Origin of the sequence: Xenorhabdus sp. NBAII XenSa04 (assembly GCF_963866145.1) — a bacterium.
In the GTDB taxonomy this organism is placed as follows: domain Bacteria; phylum Pseudomonadota; class Gammaproteobacteria; order Enterobacterales; family Enterobacteriaceae; genus Xenorhabdus; species Xenorhabdus indica.
This window is the reverse complement of record NZ_CAWMEB010000185.1, coordinates 1-810: the sequence shown is the minus strand read 5'-3', so window position 1 is coordinate 810 and position 810 is coordinate 1. Positions and strand designations below refer to the sequence as shown.

Annotated in this window: 1 protein-coding gene; it reads left to right on the top strand. The window is 52.8% G+C overall.

The annotated features are described in order from the left end of the window. Positions 1–810: condensation domain-containing protein (locus AAC147_RS07880; protein WP_047686265.1), on the top strand; the 810-nt coding region annotated here is incomplete at both ends.

The window sequence follows — 810 nt, the reverse complement described above, 5'->3', positions numbered from 1 at the left end:
GGTAAACTGGATCGTCAGGCGCTGCCTGAGCCAGACGCATCCGCGGTCATAGCACGCAGCTACGAAGCGCCGATCGATGAAACTGAGACCGTACTGGCTGAAATTTGGCAAGAGTTATTGGGCATGGAACAAGTGGGCCGTCATGACCACTTCTTTGAACTCGGCGGTCACTCGCTGATGATTATCAGTCTGATTGAACGGTTGCATCATTTCGGTTGGCAACTCGATATGCTCAGTGTATTTGCAACGCCTGTTCTTGCCGAAATGGCACAAGCCATTCAACGTGATGTTAACACGGCTACCGTCCCCCCTAACCGTATTCCGGCAGACTGCACCGCCATCACGCCCGATATGCTACCGTTAGTTTCGTTGTCACAGGCTGAGATTGATACCATCGTTGAAGCAACTTCCGGCGGGGTAAGCAATATTCAGGATATTTACCCGCTGGCACCGCTACAGGAAGGAATTCTGTTCCATCATCTGTTGCAGACTCAGGGCGATACTTACCTGTTACATAGCCTGCTCGCTTTTGACACCCGCAATCACCTTGATGCTTTTCTCTCTGCCTTACAACAAGTTATTGACCGTCACGATATCTTGCGCACCGCGGCGTGTTGGCAAGGACTGGCACAACCGGTTCAGGTGGTCTGGCGTCAGGCACCACTGTCAATCAATGTCTTCACTCCTGCCAGAGCGGAAGAGGTTGCCGCCCAGTTACAAGCTCACACCGATCCGCGCCAATATCGTTTTGACCTGAGCCGTGCCCCCCTGTTTGCCGCAGATATCGCCTACGATCCGGTACAGGATGAA